Source organism: Terasakiispira papahanaumokuakeensis (assembly GCF_001709345.1).
GTDB classification, from domain to species: Bacteria; Pseudomonadota; Gammaproteobacteria; order Pseudomonadales; family Halomonadaceae; genus Terasakiispira; species Terasakiispira papahanaumokuakeensis.
In genome coordinates this window covers 945,131-965,566 of sequence record NZ_MDTQ01000001.1, presented here as the reverse complement: position 1 = coordinate 965,566, position 20,436 = coordinate 945,131, and the positions used below count along the sequence as shown (strand labels likewise).

14 protein-coding genes and 1 riboswitch are annotated in these 20,436 nt (G+C 51.6%); of the genes, 2 read left to right on the top strand and 12 right to left on the bottom strand.

Annotation, left to right across the window (positions count from 1 at the left end):
- Positions 1-147: 147 nt before the first annotated feature.
- Positions 148-1,032 carry an alpha/beta fold hydrolase gene (locus BFW38_RS04245; protein WP_068997274.1) on the bottom strand — a complete coding sequence of 295 codons (885 nt, stop codon included), beginning with the start codon at positions 1,030-1,032 and terminating at the stop codon, positions 148-150.
- 230 nt (positions 1,033-1,262) lie between these two features.
- On the opposite strand from BFW38_RS04245, the gene pabB reads away from it, so the two are divergent.
- Positions 1,263-2,624, top strand: coding sequence for an aminodeoxychorismate synthase component I (gene pabB, locus BFW38_RS04240; RefSeq protein ID WP_069000193.1), 1,362 nt, complete (start codon positions 1,263-1,265; stop codon positions 2,622-2,624).
- A 183-nt stretch (positions 2,625-2,807) separates the two neighbouring features.
- Here pabB and BFW38_RS04235 read toward each other — a convergent pair whose 3' ends face one another.
- The gene (locus BFW38_RS04235) at positions 2,808-4,097 is read right to left on the bottom strand and encodes a D-amino acid dehydrogenase (protein WP_068997273.1); all 1,290 of its coding nucleotides are present in this window, start codon (positions 4,095-4,097) and stop codon (positions 2,808-2,810) included.
- 342 nt (positions 4,098-4,439) lie between these two features.
- A riboswitch (cobalamin riboswitch) is annotated at positions 4,440-4,731 on the top strand.
- A 121-nt stretch (positions 4,732-4,852) separates the two neighbouring features.
- Here BFW38_RS04235 and BFW38_RS04230 point away from each other — a divergent pair.
- Positions 4,853-6,667 carry a TonB-dependent receptor domain-containing protein gene (locus BFW38_RS04230; RefSeq protein ID WP_068997272.1) on the top strand — a complete coding sequence of 605 codons (1,815 nt, stop codon included), beginning with the start codon at positions 4,853-4,855 and terminating at the stop codon, positions 6,665-6,667.
- Between the two features lie 129 nt (positions 6,668-6,796).
- On the opposite strand, the gene BFW38_RS04225 is transcribed toward BFW38_RS04230, so the two are convergent.
- From BFW38_RS04225 to BFW38_RS04180, 10 genes are all read right to left on the bottom strand, one after another.
- On the bottom strand, positions 6,797-7,741 hold the full coding sequence (locus BFW38_RS04225; protein WP_084004445.1) for a cobalamin-binding protein: 945 nt from the start codon (positions 7,739-7,741) through the stop codon (positions 6,797-6,799).
- Positions 7,741-10,596, bottom strand: a complete 2,856-nt coding sequence (locus tag BFW38_RS04220) for a response regulator (RefSeq protein ID WP_068997271.1) — start codon at positions 10,594-10,596, stop codon at positions 7,741-7,743. The genes BFW38_RS04225 and BFW38_RS04220 overlap by 1 nt, the downstream gene beginning before the upstream one ends.
- An 89-nt stretch (positions 10,597-10,685) precedes the next feature.
- The gene (gene mazG / locus BFW38_RS04215; RefSeq protein ID WP_068997270.1) at positions 10,686-11,588 is read right to left on the bottom strand and encodes a nucleoside triphosphate pyrophosphohydrolase; all 903 of its coding nucleotides are present in this window, start codon (positions 11,586-11,588) and stop codon (positions 10,686-10,688) included.
- A 45-nt stretch (positions 11,589-11,633) separates the two neighbouring features.
- On the bottom strand, positions 11,634-13,895 hold the full coding sequence (relA, locus tag BFW38_RS04210; RefSeq protein WP_068997269.1) for a GTP diphosphokinase: 2,262 nt from the start codon (positions 13,893-13,895) through the stop codon (positions 11,634-11,636).
- 227 nt (positions 13,896-14,122) lie between these two features.
- Positions 14,123-15,025, bottom strand: a complete 903-nt coding sequence (gene cysM / locus BFW38_RS04205; protein WP_068997268.1) for a cysteine synthase CysM — start codon at positions 15,023-15,025, stop codon at positions 14,123-14,125.
- A 283-nt stretch (positions 15,026-15,308) separates the two neighbouring features.
- Positions 15,309-15,887, bottom strand: a complete 579-nt coding sequence (locus BFW38_RS04200; RefSeq protein ID WP_068997267.1) for a GNAT family N-acetyltransferase — start codon at positions 15,885-15,887, stop codon at positions 15,309-15,311.
- A gap of 7 nt (positions 15,888-15,894) precedes the next feature.
- Positions 15,895-16,362 carry a DUF327 family protein gene (locus BFW38_RS04195; protein ID WP_068997266.1) on the bottom strand — a complete coding sequence of 156 codons (468 nt, stop codon included), beginning with the start codon at positions 16,360-16,362 and terminating at the stop codon, positions 15,895-15,897.
- Positions 16,363-16,364: 2 nt separating this feature from the next.
- Positions 16,365-16,889, bottom strand: coding sequence for a DUF2489 domain-containing protein (locus BFW38_RS04190; RefSeq protein WP_175400930.1), 525 nt, complete (start codon positions 16,887-16,889; stop codon positions 16,365-16,367).
- Positions 16,890-17,025: 136 nt separating this feature from the next.
- Complete coding sequence (gene ppc / locus BFW38_RS04185) at positions 17,026-19,698, bottom strand: phosphoenolpyruvate carboxylase (RefSeq protein WP_068997264.1); 2,673 nt, start codon at positions 19,696-19,698, stop codon at positions 17,026-17,028.
- Positions 19,699-19,829: 131 nt separating this feature from the next.
- Positions 19,830-20,297 carry a pilin gene (locus BFW38_RS04180; RefSeq protein WP_068997263.1) on the bottom strand — a complete coding sequence of 156 codons (468 nt, stop codon included), beginning with the start codon at positions 20,295-20,297 and terminating at the stop codon, positions 19,830-19,832.
- Positions 20,298-20,436: the final 139 nt, after the last annotated feature.

Sequence of the window (20,436 nt, the reverse complement as noted above, 5' to 3'; positions counted from 1 at the left end):
ACACTACAACCATTAGCGTCAATGGCGACTATGGTCTAACGCGACCTAACGCCAAGCTTATACTTATTCAAAAAACACATCAAAATCATCAAGTTAGTTTTATTTTCGTTATTTTATCTAAAGAAAACCTCATGGGTTAATAAACGTTCATGCCACTCCATTGTCAACAATCCTGTAAAAATGATCCAATCCATATGCAATACGCTGTGGCTTTTGATAAGGCAAAGCATGATCCGTTCCCGGCACTTCCACACACTGCCAATCCGTGCGGGTTGCAGCCATCTGCCGGTGAAACTGCTTCAATGGTTCAGGGCTTCGCCCACCATAAAATGTCATGACCTGACGCTGTACCGCAAATAAAGCCTCACGGTCTAGGCGATGCACGGCATCAGTGACAGCATCCAATGCGTATGAAAAACCTTCCGGTCGATGGGCCAAACGGTGGATCGTCGCTTGCTCAACACGCCTACTGGATGAACGATGCGGTGAAACCCGATCCAAAAACTTCACAATCCCCGCATGTCGGTGGGCCATATTCTCACTGCGCATGGCTTGTGCCGCATCAGAGTAATCCTGACGAATCCGCCGTAATGTTGTTAAATCGGCGCGTTCCATCAACGCCGGCTCCAGCAAGGCTGTATGCTTAACCACACCCGGACGAGACTGAGCCACCAACATGGCAATCAAGCCCCCAAAAGAATAACCGGCCAGATCAAACTCAAACCAGCCGCGTTGATCTAACAACTGCAACACGTCATCTCGAACTTGCTCGACAGTAAAGGGACGCTCGACCCCATCAGGAAAACGAGTGTCGCCCATTCCGCGTAAATCAGGGACCAATACTTCATGCCAATGCGATAAACGGCGCAAGATACCAGACCAGGTGAGTTCACCCGCTACACCCGCGCCATGCAATAACAATAAGCGGCCAGGGGTCTTACATTGAGCCGGGGGGCGAGTAAAAAGATGGTAGGTCAGCTGCTGATCGGGAAGAGAGAATACCTGAGTGTGATGATGCCAATGGTGAGCCATAACAACCTTATATCGATGAAGAGGCTATATATCGATGAAAAGGCCATGACCCTGTGCCATGGCCCATGTCATGAGCCAAGGTCATAACAAGCAGCCGACTATTCTACTCCGAATGGCCTTTTTGCAAACCTCAGGCAATCACAATGATTGAATGCTAATATGGCGCACTTTGTCATTTTTGATCATGACGTGCCCTCTATTACGTGCCCTCTATTAATCGTCGTTGTGATATGAGCCCTGACATTCAATACTTACGGTTACCTTACTTATTAGCCCCAGATTTATTCGACGCCATCCAGCATCTAGAATGGCCCGCATTGCTGGATAGCGGTTATCCAGATAGCCCCTCTGGACGCTTTGATATTGCTGTCGCGGCCCCACAGCGCACACTGACGATTCAGTCTGAAGCCGATGTCGAACAACTGAGTCTTTTAGCCGCCCCCCGAAAGAAAATCACACTCCCCTCCACGATTGCCCACCTGCCTTTTGTGGGAGGCTGGCTCGGTCATTGGAGTTATGATGCAGGGCGCTTGTTTGAAACCCTGCCCGTCCACGCCAATCCAGTCACATCAGTACCGTGGATCCGTATGGGCGACTATCCCTGGGCATTGGTGACCGACCATGATCAACAGGTCACATGGCTTGTTGGGCATGATTGGCCCGAGGCGTTAGCGCAACAGTTACAAACCCGAAGCCCAACACCGACTGTCGCCATTGCCAATTCAAGGCACACGTTTCAACTGACCCAAGGCTTCCAGCCGGATTTCAGTCAAGCCGACTATCGCGAACGCTTTGATCAAGTCATGGCTTATATTCAAGCCGGTGATTGCTATCAAATTAATCTAGCACAGCGCTTTTCTGCCCATTATCAAGGCAACCCCTGGACAGCTTATTTAAAACTTCGGCAGGCAACGCCAACGCCTTTCGCAGCCTATTTGGCCCAAGGCGAGCAAACGCTTTTATCGCTCTCACCTGAGCGTTTCATCGAGCTCAACCGTACTGGACAATTAGACACGCGCCCAATCAAGGGAACAGCACCTCGATCTCCTGACCCCCATCAAGATCAACACGCTCGCATAGCATTACAACAGAGCCCGAAAGATCGTGCCGAGAACCTGATGATTGTCGACCTATTGCGCAATGATCTGGGACGCGTCAGCGTGCCGGGAAGTGTTCGAGTACCGGACCTATTCCGGATCGAAAGCTTTGCCAATGTCCACCATCTGGTGAGCACCATCACCAGCCAATTGAGCCCCGAACTGAGTGCCCTAGATGTGCTCAAGGCGTGCTTTCCTGGCGGCTCGATCACAGGCGCGCCGAAAGTAAGAGCGATGACACTGATTGACGAGCTGGAACCCTGCCAACGAAGCGCCTACTGCGGTGCAATCGGCTATATCGACGTCACCGGAAGAATGGATTTCAATATTGCGATTCGTACTTTAATCGCCGATCAAGGCCAACTCCATGTTTGGGGGGGTGGCGGCTTAGTCGCGGATTCAGAGTGTGAGAGCGAATACACCGAAACACTCAATAAAATCAGTCGCTTGATTCAAGCGCTTGATCCCGACTTTGATCCAAAAGCGTTAGCTTAAGAGGATCCAATAGGCTTAAAGGTTAACCGGCAATACCAGCCTGCTATACCAAAAAGGCAGACAAGAAAGCCAGATAAAAAAAGCCAGCTCACTCCTGAGCTGGCTATCAAACCTTACCACTTCAATTCAACGCCCATCTCAACGATCGCTGATGGGGGCTACATCACTGATGAGACGGCGTGATCAAGCGTGTTTCAATACCGGGTCAATCACTTTCTGACCACTGTAACGCGCGACCGAAAGCCCATCAGGATCGATTTCTGGGCGACGTCCGGAAATTAAATCCGCCAGTAGCCGAGATGACCCACAGCTCATGGTCCACCCCAGCGTGCCATGTCCCGTATTAAGCCATAGGTTACGGTAAGCCGTCGGCCCAATAATCGGCGTGCCATCAGGCGTCATCGGACGGAAACCACACCAGAACTCAGCTTGAGGCAGATCACCGCCCTCAGGGAACATTTCACTGACTGATAAACTGATAGTCTCGCGGCGAGCTTCAGGTAAATCATCATTAAAGTTTGCCAACTCAGCAGTCCCCGCCGCCCGGATACGGTCACCCAATCGGGTAATCGCCACTTTATAGGTTTCATCCATAACGGTTGATTGAGGCGCCGCTTGATCGTCGGTCACCGGAATAGTCAGGGAATACCCTTTAATCGGGTAAATTGGCAAACGAATCCCTAATTTTTTGACCATAAAGGAAGAATAACTACCCAACGCCAGCACCACTTGATCCGCTTTTAGATCCCCCGCAGAAGTCCGAGCACCAATCACGCTCTGACCATCCAGCAGCAGGTCATGAATTTTCGTATTAAAGCGGAACTCAACGCCTTGACTGCGACACTGTGCCGCCAACCGTTTGGTAAAGAGATTGCAATCCCCCGTCTGATCGTCCGGGAAATGCAGGCCCGCGACAATGCGAGATTTAACACGGGCCAACGCTGGTTCAACTTGAAGACACTCTTCGGTGCTCAGTAACTTATGATGCACACCAAATTCACGCAGCACGGCCATATCTTTTTCAGCATCGGCAACTTGCTTCTGAGTACGAAAGACTTGCAACAGCCCTTTCTGGCGCTCATCAAAGTTGAAATCCAGTGTCTGGCGTAACTCATTAATGCTGCTGCGGCTGTATTCGGATACCCGAACCATGCGGGATTTATTCACACTATAATCTTTGGCATTACAGTTGCGCAGCATACTCAACATAAAGCGCCATTGCGCTGGGTTAGTGGACAACCGCATTTTTAAAGGCGCGTGTCGTTCAAACAACCATTTCATCGCCTTATACGGAATCCCAGGCGCCGCCCAGGGAGAACTCATGCCAAACGAGAGCTGACCGGCATTACCAAAGCTAGTTTCCTCAGCCGCTTCGGGCTGACGATCAACCACGGTCACTTCATGCCCTTGCGCTGCGAGATACCAGGCCGATGTGACACCGACAACCCCACTCCCCAGAACCAGCACTTTCATGCTTTGCTCCTTATCATTCGATCGCTTTTTTATTGGTGATAGATGATCCCAGCAGTGCTCTTACTGGCGATTCATATAGGGAGAATTATACGGATACAATGAAGTTTTTTAGCTTGTACTAAAGCCATCTTTTAGCAATAGATGCTTACTTTTACACCTAAAGCAGTTTAAAAAACTACAAAGCAAACAAACTTTTAGCCCCATCAACCAAGCACAAAAAATATCACATGCTGACACAGACCTTGACCTACGTTGACTAACAGAGACAATACACCTGTCGTCAGGTATCAAGGGGATTGTGGGGTTTATCCACGCAATGCCCACTCTGGTGAAAGAAATCCGCTTAAATCCATACAGTTAGACCAAAGCGATAAAACACCATAGTTAAACGGGAAACTGGCAGGCCTATGGCCCCTCCAGTGCTGCCCCCGCAACGGTAGGATGAGGACACCACTATCAGCCACTGCTGTCACACCAGTGCTTTCTGGCCGAATCTGATGTTTGATTAAACCGGTTTTAATTCAGCATCCAGATCACAAGAAAGAAATACTGGCTTATCGGTGGGAAGGCGTGGTGTATTCGCGAGAATTTCGCCCCATCAAGCCCGGAGACCGGCCTGACGATTCATTATTCATGAGGTGATGCGGAGGGCGTCACCGTGAACAGACGAAGCCATCTTGAGATGAATCAACGGCCTTAGCCTCTGTTTGCCTACTCCTCTTACCTCGCATGTCAGCAACGAGGCAATCATAGCAATGAAATATTCATTATGGGGCCTTGCAGCCTTATCGCTCCCCCTTCCGGCTTTAGTCACACCCGCACAAGCCAGTGACTCAGTGGCCGATAATACGGTACTCACACCCATGGTGGTGACGGCAAACCGAATGCCACAGTCCGTCAATGATACGTTGGAATCAGTGACCGTGATCAGCCGTGAGGATATTGATCGCCTACAGCCCGAGAGTTTAGGCGACTTACTGGCCGGGCGAGCGGGCATTGAGGTGACCGCCAATGGAGGGCAAGGGAGTGTCACCTCCCTGTTTATGCGCGGGACGGAATCGGACCATGTCCTAGTGCTGATTAATGGTATTCGCCAAAACCAGTTACAAAGCGGCGGCTTCCGCTGGGAACTGATTAATCCAGCCATGATTGAACGCGTCGAAATTGTGCGCGGTCCACAGTCTAGCGCCTGGGGGGCCGATGCCCTGGGGGGCGTGATTAATATCATCACACGGCAAGGGGCTGAAGGCAGCCAAGTTCAATATAGCCGCGGGCGATACGATAGCTGGAAACTAGAAGCCAATACTTCGGCGGGAAATGAACAGACCCAACTGAATCTGGCCGCCAGCCGAGAAGAAACTGATGGCTTTAATGCGCAAGGCGCTGATGTGAGTGGCGAACGCGATGGATTTGAGCAAACCTCGCTCAATCTAGGGTTGGATCATCGCTTCAACCAACAATTAAAAGGCCATCTCAGTATTCTGCATACGGATAATAAAGGGGATTATGATGCCCTTTATACAGATGAAGATGATGTGTATTACGAGCAGGACAGCACTCAAATCGCCAGTCACCTGGACATCCAACTGAATAGTCACTGGATGGTGCGCTTACTGGCCGGCCAGACCGACACCGAATCGCGGGATTACACCACAGCTGAACGTCCTGACCCTGTGCGCACTCGGCGTCAGGAATATGGCATTCAGCATTTATTTCAAGACCAGGATTACAGTGCAACACTCGGGATTGATTACCGCCTGGATCGCTTACTAGAGACAGAAGGGTTTGAGCGTGATCGTCGAGAAAATTACGGCGCTTACGCGCAAATGCGCTATTACCTCACCCACGACTGGGCGCTTTCCAGCGGCATTCGATTTGATGATGACGAGTTCTTCGGCCATCACACGACCGGACATATAGGGACTCAGTGGCAGTTCACCCCAACTCAATCGGTCGGTGCCAGTGTTGCCCAAGGTTTTCGTGCGCCCAGCTTTCAAGAACTCTATAAACCTGCCTGGGGCGGTAATCCTGATCTCGACCCTGAAGAATCGGTCAATTACGAAGCCTATTGGCAATGGGCGCCGGATGACACTCAACAACTGCGCCTAACCGCTTTTCGTAATGACATTGATGACCTGATCGGCACCGACAGTCAATTTAACTATTACAACGTTGGCGAAGCCAGAATTGATGGCGTTGAACTTCAGGCACGGCAACAATGGGACCCATGGCTGCTCAACCTAGCGACGACCTGGCAAGATGCTGAAGACCGAGATACGGGTGAACGGTTACTCAAACGGGCCGACCTATTTGCCCGGCTGGATCTCGATTATCGCTGGCAACAAGCGAGTGTAGGTGCCACCGTGAGAAGTAGTGGTGATCGTGATGATTTCGGTGGTGCCCATATGGGGGGATATACCACTTATGATTTACGTGCCAGCTGGACATTAAATGATCGCTGGGTCTTGAGAGGCAAACTGGAAAATCTGAGCGACAAAACCTACGAAACGGCCAAAGGCTACAATATTCGAGGCCGCTACTGGGAGGCCAGCGTAGCGCTGCGCTTCTAAACGCGTTTTTTGCCTCCATTCAGGTCAGAGGCACCCCATCATATGGCGGGCCTCTGACTTGACCATCGAACGAAGAAACTCGTCACTCATCATTCAGCATTAAAAAAACCGCGACTTGCAAAATGGTTACTAAAAAAGCCGCTGACGGGCTTGATCCAGCTGGCGGCATAACCGCCCAGCGCCTTCAATAAATCGCGGCCCCATCCGAGAGAGCAAGTCTTTAGGTAATAGCATAAGATTACCCGAACGAATCGCGGGCAGCTGAGGCCACTGCCGCCATTTCTGCAAACTCACCCTCTGATCAGCACTGCCTAAAATAACCTCCGGCTCGCGCGCTAATACCGACTCCAGCGAGACTCTAGGTGCTAACGTGGATTGGTCAGCAAAAAGGTTCACACCACCGCATTGATTTAAAGCCCGTGTCATGGCCTGACCCCCCCCCAGCGTAATGAGGGGTTGCGCCCAGACCTGCACAAACACAGACAAGGGTCGCTTTGACCCATAGCGCTCACCCAGCATTTCCCAGCGCTGAGAGAGCTGCTCAGCCAACCCATGAGCCTTGGCTTCATGACCCGTGAGGGTCCCTAACCGCTCCAAGGTCGAAGCAATCATCTCAATATCCTGAGGCTCACTCCGATAGACCGGAATCCCGGATTGATGCAACCAATCCAATGCCGCATCGGGTGCCCCACTCTGCCAAACCAGCAGTAAATCAGGCTGTTGTGCGAGCACCGCTTCCCGATCTAAATGCGGCAAACGTCCCATGATCGGCAAAGAAAGTGCAGACTCAGGATAATCACTGGCCGCATCCCGACCCACGATCACATCACCGGCACCGATCGCGTAAAGTGATTCAGTAAGATGAGGGGCTAACGACACCACTCTCTTCGCCGGTTCCGACAACCGAACCCAACGACCGGAATCATCAATCACCGCACAGCATTCAGCCCGCACCGGCGCAATGCCGACCCAGAGCGAGCCCAACACCATCACCACCACAGCACAAAGCCGAATCAATAGGTGCTCTCCGCGACCTTGTGAGCACACACCATGCCCCCCGAAAATCGACAGCATCAAGCCTCCGTTTGTTCGGCCTGCCACTGGCGTAATCGCGCCATTTCATGCTTCAGCCGCTTCAGCGTCCGTTCAACGAGTTGCTGTTCTCCCGCTTTCAGCTGCGTCTCCAACGCTTCAGTCACTTGCGCCAAATCAGGCACGCCACAATATCGGGTTGCCCCGTGTAGCTTATGCACAGCAGCCTTTAATGCCGCGTTATCCGCTTGCTGATGAGCCGCATCAATCGCCGACTCGCTCTCATCCAACGAAGCCAGCAACATGGCCAGCATATCCTGCGCTAAGTCAGGCTTACCCGCCGCCAAACGTAACCCCAGCTCCATATCTACAGGCGTTTGATTATCCAACTCTACAGATTCCTGGATCGAATCGGTCACCAGCGGCCGTACCATGCTGGCGCCCAACCAGCGCTCCAAAAGTTCACGCAACTGGTCTTCATCAAGCGGCTTAATAATATGATCACTCATACCGCTTTGTAACAACTGATCCCGTTCATGGGTGACCGCATGCGCGGTCAGTGCAATAATCGGCAGAGTTCGATAACGATGACCTAATGCTCGAATACGGCGAGTCGCCTCCTCTCCCCCCATGCGCGGCATCTGAACATCCATTAAGATGAGATCAACGTGCTCTTGCTTAACGACGTCCAGTGCTTCCAAGCCATCGCATGCCTGTAAGACCTCAACCCCCATTTGCTCCAGCAGAGTCGTCACTAACAATAAATTGGATGGGGTATCATCAACCGCCAAAATCCGCGGCTGTGCTGAAGCGCACTCAGTCTGAATCAGCTCACCCTCCGTCGCACTGAGTACTGCGGATTGAGGAGTATCTAGCATTTGACCAAAAGCACGTAACAGACTCTGTTCGGCAACGGGTTTCGTCAATAACATTACGCCTTGCTGTTGCAAAACAGCATGTAACTCAGGATCACTGCTATTGAGTAATACCATGACCGGCAGCGACTGTTGACGGGCTTGGATAATCAACGACTGATACTCTGGGCTACGGGCCTGAGCCTCCTTCAACCCAAGCACCAGCGCCTCAAAAGGAGCCGCGTGATTAGCCGATCCCTCAAGATTCAAGGCTTCCTTTAACGCATCGGTCAACGACGACTCGGGCGCCAGCGCCTGAGTCGTCAAATGATCATGGACAACAACCTGCAACCCACACTGTTCCAATTGATGACGAATCAACTGAGCCGTTAAGCGATGAGACTCGATGAGTAACACTCGCCCCGACCATTGCGGACGAGCCTCAACCGACACCTGAGAAGCAGGCGGCATCTCCAACTGCACCGTAAACCAAAAAGTAGAGCCTTCTCCCGGTAAGCTGTCGAGGTCAATATGACCCCCCATCCGCTGCACGAGCTGTTTACAGATGGCCAGTCCCAGCCCCGTTCCACCCTGCTGGCGACTATAGTGAGGTTCAACCTGAGTGAAGGCTCTGAACAGCTGTTCCTTCTGCACTTCATTCAAGCCAATCCCAGTATCCGTCACTGAAAAACGTAACCGCACTTGGTCCGAGTCTTCTGGAGGCGCATCAGCGTCCAAAGCGTCATCAAGCATGACCCGGACCACCACTTCCCCCGTCTCCGTGAACTTCAGGGCATTGTTCACCAAATTGCTGAGGACTTGCTTTAAGCGCAGAGGGTCTGCGATCAAGGTGCGGGGCACATCGTCATACAACATCGCCACCAAATCCAGATGCCGCCGATGAGCCTGAGGCCCGAACAGTGTCAACATTTCATCTAGCAGCTGCTGAAGATTTACCGGTTCCTGCTCTAGCACCATCATGCCGGCTTCGATTTTCGAAAAATCCAAAATATCATTGATGATGCCCAGCATGCTTTCTGAAGCATTGTGGACATGAGTTAGATACTCACGCTGACGCGCATCCAAGGCGGTTCGACTGAGGAGGTTGGAGAATCCGATAATGCCATTCAGTGGCGTCCGGATTTCATGACTCATATTCGCCAAAAACTCAGACTTGATACGGCTGGCTTGCAAAGCTTCCTTACGTGCACGATCCAGCTCAATATTCTTGATCTCAATGGTTTCAAGGCTATGCTGAGCATCTTCACGGGTTTCTTCAATGGACTGATACAGCTGCTCTAGGTGCTCTTGCTGTGACTGAGCAAACCCGACCAAAACCTGGTTCAAGGGCTTAAACTCGGTCACACCTGGAGATTCAAGCGGCTCGGGTTGTACCGGTTCATCATCACGCAACTGCTTTAAACCGCGATGTAACGCCTCCAACGGCTGTAAAAGCCGGTTGGCTAAAACATGACCGGTCAACCACCACAGCAAGGCCAGCAATAGCAACACACCACCGCTCATCAAGCCGAGTCGATACCGTTCCAGCATCATCGGCGTTTGCGAAAGCTCCAGCTCAGCCCAACCCAACACCTGGCCAGAATCGCCCAATCGCTGACGGACAGAATTACGTTGTCCTAATAACTCATTCACCGGTTGAATGAAGCGTAACGTATCGCCATTTTCAAACACTTGAGCCGACCCACTCCAACGTTTTTGATAGGGCGGCTGTAAGGGCAGCATACTCGGCCCGCTGTGCAGTAAATTAATGCGATTACTGTCATAAAGAGCAAAAGATCGCACATCACGAATTTCTAACAGCTGCTCAGATAAACGACGCAACGCATTCTGATTGTCATCTTGGCGCATATACAACGACAGCGAGACCGTCAGCTGACGCATGATATTCTCGCCACGCTCGCGTAGTTGTTGATCAAGGCTGTTGAAATGGGCATGCAGCACAATGGCGGCCAGCAGCGAAAATACCAGGGCCAACGGCAAAAAACCGAGCAAAAAAATCCATCGTCGCAATGGCATCTGCATGAAAACTCCTCATCACGACAGATTTCCTCCTATTCAGGAGGCATAGGGAAGTTCAGGGCCTAAACGCATGGTGCTCATGGCGGGTCATATTACGAAGAGGTTGACGACTCCAGGGCTTTTGCTGCTTGCCATTGAGCCTCCATCGCTTCTAAATCAGCATCACTTAACGACCGTCCCTGGGCCTTAAAAGCTTGTTCGATAAACCGAAAACGTCGCTCAAACTTATGGTTGGTGCCTCTGAGCGCCTGCTCAGGATCAACCTTCAAATGGCGCGCGAGATTCGCCACCGCAAACATTAAATCGCCGACTTCATCGGCCACCGCCGCTTGATCGCCTTGGCTTAATGCCTCACGAATTTCAGCCAGCTCTTCTTCCAGCTTATCCATCACTTGGAGCGGTTGATCCCAGTCGAAGCCGACACTGGCTGCTCGCTTTTGTAGCTTAATCGCACGCGTGATCGCCGGTAAAGCACGGGGCACATCATCTAAGACTGAAACAGCTCCAGATTGAGATGCGCGTTCCTCAGCCTTGATCGACTCCCAACGTGATTTCACTTGAGCTTCATCAACCGCTGAAGGCCCTTCACGCAAAGAATCGCTATTCAAAGCGTCGCGATGCAAAGCGCCATCAGCATCAGTACTCAAAGACTCATCACCATGGCCCTTTAAAGTTCCATCAGGAAAGACATGAGGGTGGCGGCGGATCATCTTGCGGGTGAGGCCATCGACCACATCGTGTAAATCAAAACGCTGTTCTTCTTCAGCAAACCGGCTGTAATAGACCACCTGAAACAACAAGTCCCCCAATTCAGAGCGCAGATGCTCAAAATCAGCTTGCTCAATACAGTCCGCCACCTCATACGCTTCTTCCAGCGTATGAGGCACGATGCTATCCCAGGTTTGCTTTAAATCCCATGGACAGCCCGCCTGAGGGTCCCGCAGACGGGCCATTAAAGTGATGAGATCATCCAGGTGATAACGCGTCTGTGCCATTAATCGAATTACTCACTTTTATTCACGATGACCAACGCCCTAAACTCAACGTTTCACATTCTTTTCACGCAGGCGATGCACATCCACCACATTAGGTAACTGGTTCAACAGCCCCAGCAACCGGCCTAGTTTTTCCAAGCCCGCAATTTCCAACGTAATAATGATATTGGCCAGATTTTCTTTCTGATCGGTCAAGGTATTCACCGATAAGACATTGGCCTTTTCATGCGCCAACAGTGACGTAATATCACGCAAGAGCCCAGTCCGATCCCAAGCCTTGATCCGAACATCCACCGGATACAGCTGTTCCTCGCGATGTCCCCATTCCACATTCACTAACCGATGAGGGTCTTCCGAACGCAAAGCTTGCAGGTTATTACAATCCTGGCGGTGGATCGTCACCCCACGTCCCACGGTGATGTAACCGACAATGTCATCACCTGGCAGCGGCTGACAACATTTGGCCATCTGCGTCATCAAGTTACCAACGCCCAAAATGGTGACATCATCGGCACCACCGGCGGGTTGACGACTGGGCCGTGCCAATAGCCGTTCCAACTGCTCCTGATCATCCGTTTCACCGAACAGATGCTGGGCCATGGACAGCACTTGGCCAGGCCTTAAATCACCAGCGCCAAGGGCGGCATACATATCTTCAGCCGTTTGCAAATTATGCGCTTTGGCCAAGGCTTCCTGATCCAACCCTTCCAGCCCTAAGCGTTTAAATTCTTTCTCGATTAGCGCGCGACCCTCATCAATATTCTGATCACGAGCCTGCAATTTAAACCAGTGCTGCACTTTTGCCCGTGCTTTAGACGTCAACACATAACCTAAAGCAGGATTCAGCCAATCACGGCTTGGCCCCCCTTCATTCGCCGTCAGAATTTCAACCTGTTCGCCCGTTTTCAGCTGATAGGTCAGCGGCACAATCCGCCCATTAATTTTTGCACCACGACAGCGATGCCCGACCTCCGTGTGCACCCGATAAGCGAAATCGACAGGCGTGGCCATCTCAGGCAAATCCACCACATGACCATCTGGGGTAAACACATAGATTCGGTCTGGCGCCACGTCATTACGCAACTCTTCGCGTAAACCGCCCGCATCGCCCACTTCTTCATGCCATTCCAAGACCTGACGCAACCAAGCAATTTTCTCTTCGTAAGCCCGGCTTTTCTTATCCGAATCAGTGCCTTTATAAAGCCAATGAGCACAAACGCCCAACTCAGCCTCATCATGCATGGCAAAAGTACGAATCTGTATTTCGAGTACCTTACCTTCCGGACCAATCACCGCCGTATGCAAGGAGCGATAGCCGTTCTCCTTTGGGGTCGCAATGTAATCATCAAATTCGTTGGGAATATGGCGGAACATGGCGTGCACAACGCCCAATACGGCATAACAATCGCGCACCTCGGGCACCAGCACGCGCACCGCTCGAACATCGTAAACCTGAGAAAAGTCGATCCGCTTACGCTTCATCTTGCGCCAGATCGAATAAATATGCTTAGCCCGGCCACTCATTTCAGCCCCTTGAATCCCATGGGCTTCAATCGATTCCTGCAACAGGTTCAAGACACGGGCAATATACTCATCACGATCTTTACGTTTTTCTGCCAACAGCTTGGCAATATATTTATAACTGTCTTCCTCAAGGTAGCGGAAAGACAGATCTTCCAGCTCCCACTTGATATACCCCACCCCAAGACGATGGGCCAGTGGCGCATAAATCTCAGCCACTTCACGGGCCACCCGCAAGCGTTTCTCTCGTGGTGCTGTTTTAACCTGACGAATCGCACAGGTACGCTCGGCCAACTTGATCAATGCCACTCGCACATCATCGACCAACGTCACAATCATCTTACGGAGCTGTTCAAGCTGACCTTGAGGCTGCCCGAGCGCGGGACCATCACCCACCGGCTGAATTTGACTGATGGTCGCCATTTGCTGAACGCCATCAATCAATTGGGCAATCACATCACCAAAACGCTCACCAATGGTCGCTAACGAGACTTGCTCTTCACGCACAGCACGATAAAGAATCGCTGCCACCAGCGTGTCCTCATCCATGCGGAGTTCAGCCAAGATATCGGCCATTTCCAACCCAGTACGAAAGCTGCTCGCACCTTCATACCACTGACGATTGGCGGATTCCGCTTCACGCTCCAACTCAGCAGCAAACTCACAAGCCGCTTCAATACAGTCGGGATGAGCCAGTGCCACCTCTGATTTCAGATGATCCAACCAACCGGGAATATCAACGCTACCATCAGCCCGTACCGGCTGATCATCTCGAACCTTAACCATTGCACACCTTTGCCTTGGCGGCCGCAGTCACCCGCGACTTATATTCATGTTGTTATATCGTACTCGTTCTAGCGTACGGTTATTATGCCTATCCACTCTAATGTATACCCACATGGATGATAGTGTTTAGCCAGCATCATCGCATGTATTATCCGAGTTCATCATAAAATCAATGACTCACATCGTTTCACCGCCTTGAGGGCAATCATCACACCTCAAGCGCGCCCCTAATGGGCAAAAATACCGGTCGACAGATAACGATCACCACGATCACAAATAATGGCGACAATCACTGCATTTTCCAGTGTTTCAGCCAAACGCAATGCGCCTGCAATCGCCCCACCAGAAGAGATCCCGGCCATAATGCCTTCCTCTCGAGCCAAACGTCGCGTCATTTGCTCGGCTTCATGCTGCTGAATATCCACGACCTGATCAACACGTTGCGGTTCAAAAATGGTCGGTAAATAGGCTTCAGGCCAGCGCCGAATGCCTGGAATACTGGCGCCTTCAGAAGGCTGTAAACCGACAACCTGCACTTGGGGATTCTGCTCTTTTAGATAACGTGAGACCCCCATAATAGTGCCCGTGGTTCCCATGGCACTGACAAAATGAGTAATTGTCCCATGCGTCTGCTGCCAGATCTCCGGTCCTGTCGTCTCATAGTGGGCCTGGGGGTTATCGACATTACCAAATTGATTCAGTACTTTGCCGCGCCCCTCGGACTCCAGCTTTAGCGCGAGGTCACGCGCACTTTCCATCCCCTCGGTTAAAATCAACTCAGCGCCATAGGCCGCCATCGCTTGCTTACGTTCTTCAGAACTGTTTTCAGGCATGATCAGAATCATCTGATACCCCATCACACCTGCAGCCATGGCCAAGGCAATACCCGTATTGCCTGAAGTGGCTTCAATTAACGTATCGCCCGGTGAGATATCCCCACGAGCCTGAGCGTGTTGAATCATAGATAAAGCGGGTCGATCTTTTACCGAGCCTGCGGGGTTGTGGCCTTCTAACTTGGCTAAAATCGTGTTGTTACGCCCGGCCTGAAGGCGCTGTAAGCGTACCAAGGGGGTTTGGCCGATGATATCAGCCACGGTGGGAAACTGTAGATTATCGTATTCAGATGACATGTGAGGCTCTTTCAGATCAGACGGCATATCAAACGCGTTAGCCTAAACAGCCCAACGGATAATCGGAAATAACCAAATGCACTTAGGCTATCGTCGAAATCACTAGGGTGCGATGTAATATGCCATCAAGGTAATCAAAAACGCAAAAGCAGTCGCTTGAAGGCATGTGTGGAAATGAGGGAATCAGGCGCTCAGTCCATTGGCGCCTGATCGGGGTTCAGCTGATCTCAGTGTTTTCATTTCAGCACTTATATTTCAGCACCTATCCTGCAACACTTATATGTCATGGTCTCGAATCGTCATCAGTGGATACCGCTGGTAACGTCAGCCCCAAAATACTCAACCCTACAGACTGATCATCGAGCACAGCCACTTCCGGCAATGAGCCCCAAGTCTCAAAGCCGTAACGGCGAAACAACGACAAGCTGGGATGATTATGGCTGAAGATATAAGCCACCAATTTTTCCAGCCCCAACCCTGGCGCTTCGGCTAGCGCCGCTTCCAATAACCGCCGCCCAACCCCTTGACCCTGAGCTTCAGGCGCCACATAAATACTGAGCTCAGAAGTAATGCTATAGGCTGGCCGACCATAAAAATCCTCAAAGCTCAGCCACCCGACGATCGAAGATGCACCTTCAGTCGATGTGGGCTGATCAGATTCCAACACCCACAGCGGGCGTCGATCGGGCTGATGTCGTTCAAACCAAGGCAAACGATCTGCCAGCGTGACCGGCGCCGTATCAGCCGTAGCTAAACGACCCGGAATGGCCGCATTATAAATCTCAACAATGCGCGGTAGATCCGCCTCTGTCGCATGTCGCCGAGTCATCACCGCGGGAATACAAGCCGTTAAAGCAGTCATCACATCCTCATGACATCATGTCGATCACCAACCCTTTCAGGGTGGAGATCCGTTTATGCAGCTGAGTTCGGTCTTTATGCTCCTCTAATACCATTTCGAGCAGAGCTTCAGCTTCAGCATCAATCTTACGAATAATCTGATGACGATCAGCGGGATGCCAGCCAGGCCCCACATTTTCAACCTGAAACCCACCTTCCAGCACCCGGCTAATCAAAGATCCCATCAAGGTTCGGAAAACTTCAAAATTACCGACCGTGGGATTACGCTCCAGATCTTCACCGGCTTCATCCAGCAAGCTCCGCAAGTGATCCAGCTCAGCTCGATAAGCCTGTCGATCCGATACCTGAGTTTGTTGGGTGAAGTGATCATTGAAAGAGACCTTACCCACCGCTGCGCCAGATCGAGGCTTCAGCGGTTTACTGGTGCGTCGGTCATCCCGTAATTGCTTTAACATGGAGTTAATTGGAAACGCCATAATCACTTCACCGGTTGGGTTGCATCATGAAACAAAGCCTCATCAGGTGTCTGCTGAGCCCTTTTTTTCACGCAAAAATTAAACAACGAACGCGCACCTTCACGAATAGAGGATTCATGCTGCTCCTCAATTGCACGACGCTCTGCATCTTGCTGGCGGCGCTCTTTTTTGGAAAGCGCTTCACGGGCTTCATGGGTATCCAAATGCCGGGCACGTTGATGCACCGTATCAAACACCACAAACTCTTCCTGAAAGACATAACGTCCTTCTTCTAACAGGTCCAGCAGCAATCGCGCACGCAAACAGCCTTCAGTCAGGTTCATTTGATCATCCAGCATACACTGGGCAATCACCTGCAAATTTTCCAACAAGTTATGTTGTGCCCGCTGCGCTTCATCAGCCCATTGAGCCGCCATGGCGACTCGTCTTTTGGCTAAACGTCGGCGTAATATCAACGCATATCCACCCAGGATTGCGACAATCACTAACGCCACAGCCAATAATATCCAAGCGGTATTTTCCGCCATACAGACCTCCTCAAAACCATCGGTCTTACGCGCTGACATACAGGATATCAGAAGCGACCCGGGAAGCAGTAACTCTTTACTGCTCCATCCCAAGGGAAGGCATGACCGATCAACATCAAACGCATGGCCTAGCTCATCACCCCGTATTACGCAGCCCTGCCGCGATACCGGCCATGGTGACCATCAAAGCCCGCTCTAGTGCGCTATCATCCGCCTCGTCATGCGGCTGACGTGCTCGAGCCAACAGTTCGACTTGTAAATGGTGTAATGGGTCCAGGTAAGGGTTGCGCACCTTAATGGCTTGACGAGTTAATGGCATATCCGCCAACAGAGGCTGCTCACGAATCGTCGGCACTAACTCAATCAGCCCATTCAAGCGCTGACGCAACTGAGCACCTAAATGCTGTAAGTTGGAGTCAACTAATCGCTGTTCATAGGCCTCAGCTGTGCGTAAATCCGCTTTGGTCAACACCATCTCTAGCATATTCATGTAAGACGCGAAGAAAGGCCAATCACTCATCATGGTGCGCAGTACAGGCAACTGGCCTTTTTCCGCCGCTTCCGCGAGCGCTTCATCACTGCCTAACCACGCAGGCAACATCAAGCGCACTTGTGTCCAGGCAAAAATCCAGGGAATCGCACGCAAGCTCTCAACTCCGCCATCCGCTCGACGCTTCGCTGGGCGACTGCCCAATGGCAGCTTGCTGAGCTCTTGTTCAGGGGTTTGCTGACGGAAGTAACGGACAAAGTCAGGCGTCTCACGCACTAGCTGTCGATAACTGTTCAACCCCGTATCCGCCAATTGATCCATCAACGCCCGCCACTCAGGTTTGGGGGTCGGTGGTGGAATCAAGGTCGCTTCCAGCACTGCGGCGGTATAAACCTCTAAAGCCCGTTCCGCCAGTGCCGGAAGCCCGAATTTAAAGCGAATCATCTCGCCTTGTTCAGTCACCCGAATGCGCCCACTGACTGAGCCTGGGGGCTGTGCCAAAATCGCCGCATGCGTCGGCCCACCACCACGGCCCACCGTTCCGCCACGGCCATGAAACAATGTCAGGTGGATTTCCTGCTCACGACACACTTGCGCCAAGGCCTCTTGAGCACGATATTGCGCCCAGGCCGCAGCGAGCTGACCGGCATCTTTGGAGGAATCGGAGTAACCGATCATCACTTCTTGGCGTCCACGACACCATCCCCGGTACCAAGGCACCGATAACAACGACTCGATCACTTGCGGCGCCCGCTCAAGATCATCCAATGTCTCAAACAGTGGCACAATCCGCATCGACCGTTCCAAGCCACAAGACTTCAGCAATAAGGCCACCGCCAAGACATCTGACGACTGCCCCGCCATCGAGATCACGTAAGCGCCTAAGGCGTTAGCCTCTTCCTCTGCGATCACGTAGCAAGTATCCAAGACCTCACGAGTCTCTTCCGAGCAAGGCCAGTGATGCGGCAGTAACGGGCGCGGATTACTTAACTCCCGGAGCAGAAAAGCCTGACGAGCCGCTTCATCCCACTCGTTATAATCACCGATACCCAGATAGCGGGTCACTTCAGAGAGCACCTGCGCATGGCGTGGTGCCTCTTGGCGAATATCCAAACGGACCAGGCTGGTACCAAACACACTCAAACGCCGTAACGTATCACGCAGATGGCCATCCGCAATGACTTGCATGCCGCACTCTGACAAGGAGTCATAACACAGCATCAAAGCTTCACGCAGCTCCTGTGTCGACACTAACGGCACATGATCATCCTGACCGACACTGTCGATAAAGCGATCCGTCGCACTGTCTGAGGTACGCCCTTCGATACGCGCTTTTAGGGTGGACAAGGTTTCTCGCAGACGATCACGCACTTCGCCTAAAAGCATGCGATAAGGCTCTTGCCCAGGCCCGACGCGTTCGCGCAAGGCTTCACTCGCATGATTCATGGAAAGCTCAGATTTGAGCCTATCAATATCTTGATGCAATAAATCTGCCGCCACCCAGCGCCCCAACCACAGCACCTGCTGGGTAATTTTGGCAGTCACTCGTGGATTACCATCGCGATCCCCGCCCATCCAACTGGCAAATTGAATCGGGGCCACATCCAAAGGCAATGGGCGAGCCCCGGCGGCGACCAGCTGTTCATCCAGCTGACGATAAAACGCCGGTACCGCTTGCCACAACGAGTTCTCAATCACGGTAAACCCCCATTTCGCCTCATCAATGGGGGTCGGTCGTTGTTGGCGAATTTCGTTCGTGTGCCAAGCCTGAGCAATCAATTCTTCCAGCCGTCGAACCGCTTGCCCTTTTTGCTGCGGGCCTTCACAGCCATCCAGCACACCCAACATGCTGTCAATATTGTCGTATTTCTGGATTAAAGTCCGTCGAGTGACCTCGGTGGGATGAGCGGTCAACACCAGTTCGACCTGTTGCTCACAGAGCGTTCTCCACACCGTCTCAATATCAACCGAACGGGCACTTAACTCTGTCAAAAGACGCGAAAACCCAGGCTGCTGGCCCTGACGATAATCTTCCACCATGCGTTTACGAGCGCGAAAATGCTGCTCAGCACTATTGGTCAAATTCAAAAACTGATTAAACGCCCGCGCAACAGGTAACAGCTCATGATCCGGCACGGCATTGAGTTCATCGTGCAAGGCGCTCGCATCAGCCTTGCCCTGACGAACCTCCTTCGCCAGGGTGCGAATACGTTCAATGGTTTGCAAAAAAGGCGCGCCCAGATCCGCTTGCATAATATTCCCCAAGCGATCACCTAAAACACGTACCTGCTCACGCAAAGATGCATCAAAATCATCCATAATGCCTCCTGACCTCGTCATGACCCTATTCGTGATGCACTGCACCGCAATATTGAAGTCTTAGCATGGCATAGAGAAGCCGCTGTGTCCCTCGTCCAAAAGGTCATTGCGCACCACATTTAACAACGGCGTTAAGGCTGCTGACACGCTGACGGTAAAAAACGCGGTGCCAAACCTTGCCCCTGGCATCGCCAACCCGATAATTGCCCCACTTGCTGGCCACTGGCTAATTGCCCATTAATTAAAGGCTGCATAATTAAACCGAGCCCTTGATGAACACCACGATTGAACATGATTTGAAATCCACCGGTTTGATCACCTAATAGCGTGACCCCACCTGCCGCAATATATTGCCCCTGTAATAAAGCCGCCTGAGGCGCTAACACACCCGCTTGATCTGCATATCCCTGAAAGCTGCCGTTTTCGGCATGATAAAGCGCCAGTTCAGCACGTAGTCCGGCCGTTGCCGTAATGGCTTCAGCCGCTTGCGCTCGACCAATATAATCCTGATATTGCGGCATGGCGATTGAGGCTAATACGCCAATAATGACCATCACCACCATGAGTTCAATCAATGTAAATCCTTTGGCTTTCGGCATGTCATCCTCCCTGATTAACGGTCCGAAAGCCTCACTAATGCCACTGCATCATTTGAAACACAATGCATGTCATTGCAATAAAAACAGATTGAATAAACTCATTAAGAAACTCAAAAAATGACGATTGTTCATTTACTTA